This window comes from Gordonia sp. i37, assembly GCF_002043085.1.
GTDB classification, from domain to species: domain Bacteria; phylum Actinomycetota; class Actinomycetes; order Mycobacteriales; family Mycobacteriaceae; genus Gordonia; species Gordonia polyisoprenivorans.
The window spans coordinates 1-5,393 of record NZ_MVPX01000476.1; the positions used below are offsets into that span (position 1 = coordinate 1).

Here is a 5,393-nt window from a genome sequence, read left to right on the forward strand (position 1 = left end):
CCGCGGCCATCCCCGACATCGCGGTCGGTGCGTGACCATTGGATCGGACGTAGAGGTGCGGCCCGGGGTGGCCGTGGAAGTACAGGCACGGGGCGTTCTCCAGCGAGCGCACCGGGCACGGATTGCGTTCGATCAGCGACTGCGCGTGCGGGTCGAAGTCGTTCCACTCCAGCCAGAATCGCCGATCATTGCGCGGCGACGTGCTGCTGTCGGTGGCGTGATTGCCGCGGTGACCGATCGGCAGGCGACATTCGAGCATCCACCCGGCCGACTCCGGGAGTCCCAGCGCGCGGCGTTCGGCAGCCGTACTGACCACCGTCGACCAGCAACCCTCGCTGTCCATCGAACCTCCCATTCGCGCGGTCCGACCGCGCTGTGCCCGGTGGGTCCACGCGTCGTCCACCGAGGGCGGACGTTGCCGCACCGACAGCCTGCTCGTCACCATGTGCGGTAAGAAAACGCGACCCCCGCCGGTCAGTGTACGAAGGAAGACCCGTCGGGGCTACCCCGGGACGCTCACCGGCGCGGCGTCGGCGACCTCGGCAATCACACCTCGTGCCAGACCGAAATACCTCGACCTCGCGTCGACGTCGGACCGCGGGAAGTCCGAACGCACGTGGCAGCCCCGTGATTCACGGCGCGCGGCCGCCGCGGCCACGACCACACCGGCAGCCAGGGTCAGCGACGCGTCCTCGGCGTCGGCGACCCCGGCGATCCGGCGCATCGGCGCCGACTCCAGCAGCGTTGCGACCTCGGCGAGCCCCGAGGCGTCGCGGCACAGCGCGACGTGGCGGCTCATCGCATCCTGGAGGGTCGTGCGGTCGAGTGCGGGTAGGTCCTCGTGACCGCGCACCTCGTCACCGTGCACCCCGTCGACGGCGGCGCCCCGGATCGCGTCGCGGTCGGTCACCGCGACGCCGGCCGCGCGGATACCCATGACCACGCCCTCGAGCAGGCTGTTGGAGGCGAGTCGGTTCGCGCCGTGCAGACCGGTGCGGGCCACCTCGCCGGCAGCGAGCAGACCGGGCACACCGGTGCGGGCGAAGGTGTCGGTGACCACGCCGCCGCACTGGTAGTGCGCCCCGGGTACCACCGGGATCAGGCCGGAGTCGAGGGACAGCCCGGCCGCCCGCACGCCGGCGGTGACCGTCGGGAATCGGTCCGCGAAGCGATCGATACCCGAAATGTCGAGGTAGACGCACGGATGGCCGGTGCGGGCGAGGGCCGCCATCGCGGCGTTGGCGACGACGTCGCGGGGAGCGAGATCGCCGAGCGGATGCACGCCCGCGGTCACCGACGCTCCGTCGGCGTCGACGAGCCGTCCGCCCTCACCGCGGATCGCCTCGGTCACCAGGGTTCGGCGCCCGCGCTCTCCCGGGGTGTACAGCATCGTCGGATGGAACTGGATGAACTCGAGGTCGGCGACGCAGGCCCCGGCACGAAGCGCCAGGGCGATTCCGTCGGCGGTGGCCCCGGACGGATTGGTCGTGGCCGCATACAGATGCCCCGCACCGCCGGTGGCCAGCAGGACCGTCGGCGCCGACACGACGCCGGGTTCGCCGACCCCACCGTTGGCACCGCCGCGGACGTAGGAGACGCCGACGACACGGCCGACGATGTCGGTGAGCACCCGCGTCACCACCGATTCGTCGAGGCATTCGATGCCGCCGGCGGCCTGCGCCTCGCCCAGCGCCGCCCACAATGCGCGTTGCACGGCCGCGCCGGTCGCGTCGCCACCGGCGTGCAGGATGCGCCGTACCCGGTGGCCGCCCTCTCGGGTGCGGGCCAGCGCACCGGTGGGATCGCGGTCGAATTGCGTTCCCCACGAGATCAATTCGGAGACCGCCGCCCAGCCTGCGTCGAGGATGGGGCGGCTCGCGGCGGGGTCGCTGAGGCCTGCGCCAGCAGCCAGGGTGTCGGCGAGATGGGAATCGACGGAGTCGGCGGGGTTGTCGGGCATGACCACCGCGACACCACCCTGCGCGTAGAAGGTGGCGGTGGCCTGTTCGGTCCGGTCGGTCTGCCATCGCGGGCCCTTGTGCACCAACACGACGCGTAGTCCGGCAGCCCGTGCGGTGAGTGCCGCGGCGATACCCGCCACTCCCGCGCCGACCACGACGAGGTCGGCGGATCGCGACATGGCCATGGTCCACCTCTTTCCTTGCTCCCGTTACAGCGGCTGCGGCGACGGGAATCTGTGTCGAACAACCAGCGGTGCACGTTTTCGATTCCCAGTCGAAAACCTCTCCCGGCGGACTCTACGCCATCGCGTGTGCACGACATATCTTTTAGGTGCGCAGATGCGCACATGTGGGTACAGTTCATTCGGTGCGGACCCTGCTCACCAACGCGACGTTCGGGCGGCTGTATCTGGCGCAGATCGTGTCGCTGGCCGGAACCGGACTGATGACGGTCGCGCTGGGACTACTCGCCTACCGCCTGGCCGGTGATGACGCGGCACAGGTCCTCGGCGCGGCGCTGGCGGTCAAGATGGTGGCGTATGTGGTGATGGCGCCGGTCATGCGCGCGCTACTCGCGCGGTTCTCCCCGGCCCGGGTGCTCATCGGCGCGGATCTGACCCGCACGGCCATGGCGGCGTGCCTGCCGTGGGTGGAGCACACGTGGCAGATCTATCTGCTCATCTTCGCCCTGCAGACGGCGTCGGCGACGTTCACGCCGACGTTCTCCGCGACGCTGGCCCACGTCGTTGCCGACGAGGTCGACTACACCGCCGCGGTCTCGGCGTCGCGCGCCGCCTACGATCTCGAGGCGCTGCTGAGCCCGCTACTCGCGGCCGCATTGTTGACCGTGTGGTCCTACTCGACGCTTTTCGCCTGCACCGCAGTCGGTTTCGTGTGCTCGGCGCTGCTCGTGCGTTCCTCCGGCCTACACCGCACCCACCTCACCTCTCCGACGATGACCACCTTTGTCGACAGGCTCGGCTCGGGTGTGCGAATCATGTTCGGCCACCGCGTGTTCCGTCGGATCCTGTGGGCCAACCTCGCCGTCGCGGCGGCCACCGCGGTGGTATTCGTCGGCACGGTGGTCTATGTCCGCGCCGATCTGCACGGCAGCGATTCGACCGTCGCCGTCGCGCTGGCGGCCTTCGGCAGCGGATCGCTCGTCGCGACACTGCTCGTACCCGTGCTGTCCCGACGCGTGGGGGTGGCGATGGTCTTGCTCGCCGGCGCGGGTACGTGTGCCGTCGGGTTGGCCGGCGCCGCCTGGTGGCTGGCCGCACAGCCCGGTACCGCGGCCCTGTTACTGACCTGGGTGGTGCTCGGTGCAGCCACCTCACTGGTCAACACCACCGTGCCCCGGCTGATCCGCGACCGTACCCCGACGGCGGTGTGCGACGACGTCTTCGCCGCGCAGTTTTCGTTGTCGCACGCGGGGTTCCTGCTGACCTACTCGATCGCCGGCTGGGGTCCGGCACTCGTCGGTTCGGCCGGAACGGTCGGCGTATTGGCCGCGCTGGCCGCGGTGGCCACCGGATTCGCGACGTGGACCGGCCGGGCCGACACCGTCGACGAGTCCGCGTCGTCGCCCGCGCGGCTCGCGATCTCTCCCCTACGATGACCTCACGGCGCGCCCGAGCCGCCGCACCGCAAGTGAGGTCAGGTGGACCAGGTCAGATGAAGGTCGAGGACGACTCGCCGACGCCGAGTCTGCACCATCGTGTACACGCCGACCCCGAGCTCCTCGGCACCGCGGCGTCGACCTTCTCGATGCTCGCCGACCCCACACGCCTGCACCTGTTGTGGCTGCTCACCGAGGGTGAGGCCGATGTCTCCGCGCTCACCACAGCGGTCGGCGCGTCACGTACCGCGGTCAGTCAGCACCTGGCCAAACTGCGTTTCACCGGGCTCGTCGACACCCGCCGGGACGGCCGCCGGGTGATCTATCGCATCCGCGACGGTCACGTGAGCCGTCTCGTCGCCGAGGCAATCAATCACGCCGATCATCGCGTCACCGGAGAACCCACCCACGAGTAGCACCCGGACGCCCACAAGCCGGGTGGACGAGGTGACGCTCGGTACACTGGCCGGCGGTGACGATCATGAACAAACCCCTAGTCAACTCCCCCCGCACGGAATCCTCCGGTCTTCTCGATCCGCATGAGCAGGGATCGGTGCGCACGCAGTTGCGACCGGTGTCGCCGCTGTCGGAGGCCTACCGATTCGGCTCGACGGCCGTGCACGCCACGGCCGGTGTGGCCCGGTTTGCGCTCGGCACCGCCACCGACGCGCTGCGGCTGCGCCCGCCGACCGCACAGCGCACGGCCCGACGCGCAGCCCACGAGGTCCGCACCACCTTCGAGCATCTCGGACCCACCTACGTGAAGCTCGGTCAGCTGATCGCATCGAGCCCGGGAGTCTTCACCGAGACCCTGGCGTCGGAGTTCGAGTCGCTGCTCGACCGGGTCTCCCCGGCCGACGATGCCGACATCCGTGCACTGTTCATCGAGGAGTTCGGCCGGCCGCCGGAGGACGTGTTCGCGACCTTCGACACCGAGCCGATCGCGTCGGCGTCGATCGCCCAGGTCCACACGGCGACGCTGGCCGACGGCACCGAGGTGGTCGTCAAGATCCAACGGCCGGGCATCGGTGAGCGGCTGGCACCCGACGTCGCCATCCTCGATCGGTTCGCGGCGCTGGCCGAACTGTCGGAGTACGGTCGCATGCTCAGCGCCCGGCACGTCGTCGAGGACTTCGCGACCGGCCTCGACGCCGAATTGGATTTCCGCAACGAGGCGTCGACGATGCGCGAGTGGTACGAATGCCTGCGCCCGGGCCCGTTCGGCGACCGGGTGCGTGTGCCCGCCGTCTACGACGAGTTCACCACCGCCCGTGTGATGACGATGGAACGCATCTACGCCACCCGCATCGACGATGCCGCGGCAGTCCGCGCCGCCGGGCACGACGGTGTTGCGCTGTGCCGCAATCTCCTTTTGTCCCTTCTGGAGTCGGCGTTCCACGGTGGCCTGTTCCACGGCGACCTGCATGCGGGCAATGTGCTCGTCGACGACGCGGGCCGGCTCGTGCTGCTCGACTTCGGCATCGTCGGACGGTTCACCCCGCGCACCCGGCGCATCCTGCGTCAGCTCGTCGTGGATCTGATCGTGCGCAACGACTACGAATCCGCCGGACGCGCGATCTTCCTGCTCGGCGCGGTACGCAATCCGGGCTCGACCACCGCGGGCGGTGCCGACATAGAGAAGGTCGCCAAGCCGTTGTCGAGCACCGACCTCGGCTCGATGAGCTACACCGATCTGGGCCGTCAGCTCGCCGCCGTCGCACGCGCCCACGACGCCCGGCTGCCACGCGAGCTCGTGCTGGTGGGCAAGCAACTCCTCTACGTCGAGAAGTACATGAAGTTGCTGGCCCCGCGGT

General features: G+C 69.8%; 4 protein-coding genes and 1 pseudogene. 3 read left to right on the plus strand and 2 right to left on the minus strand.

The window, feature by feature from the left end; translation table 11 throughout:
• Window positions 1-343, minus strand: a pseudogene (locus B1964_RS23140) (hypothetical protein); the annotation flags it as partial.
• 159 nt (window positions 344-502) lie between these two features.
• Window positions 503-2,146, minus strand: a complete 1,644-nt coding sequence (gene nadB / locus B1964_RS23145) for an L-aspartate oxidase (RefSeq protein ID WP_079931431.1) — start codon at window positions 2,144-2,146, stop codon at window positions 503-505.
• A gap of 182 nt (window positions 2,147-2,328) precedes the next feature.
• Between nadB and B1964_RS23150 the strand changes: the two genes are divergently transcribed.
• The 3 genes from B1964_RS23150 to B1964_RS23160 form a co-directional block, all read left to right on the plus strand.
• Window positions 2,329-3,579 carry an MFS transporter gene (locus B1964_RS23150; protein ID WP_253194144.1) on the plus strand — a complete coding sequence of 417 codons (1,251 nt, stop codon included), beginning with the start codon at window positions 2,329-2,331 and terminating at the stop codon, window positions 3,577-3,579.
• Between the two features lie 56 nt (window positions 3,580-3,635).
• Complete coding sequence (locus B1964_RS23155) at window positions 3,636-3,995, plus strand: metalloregulator ArsR/SmtB family transcription factor (RefSeq protein ID WP_020172626.1); 360 nt, start codon at window positions 3,636-3,638, stop codon at window positions 3,993-3,995.
• Window positions 3,996-4,051: 56 nt separating this feature from the next.
• A partial coding sequence (locus B1964_RS23160; protein ID WP_079931433.1) for an AarF/UbiB family protein occupies window positions 4,052-5,393 on the plus strand: 1,342 nt, incomplete at its 3' end.

What these genes read in the sequence shown, in the direction of transcription:
- nadB (WP_079931431.1), bottom strand. Translation starts at nt 2,146, where the DNA reads ATGGCCATGTCGCGATCCGCCGACCTCGTCGTGGTCGGCGCGGGAGTG.
- B1964_RS23155 (WP_020172626.1), top strand. Translation starts at nt 3,636, where the DNA reads ATGAAGGTCGAGGACGACTCGCCGACGCCGAGTCTGCACCATCGTGTA.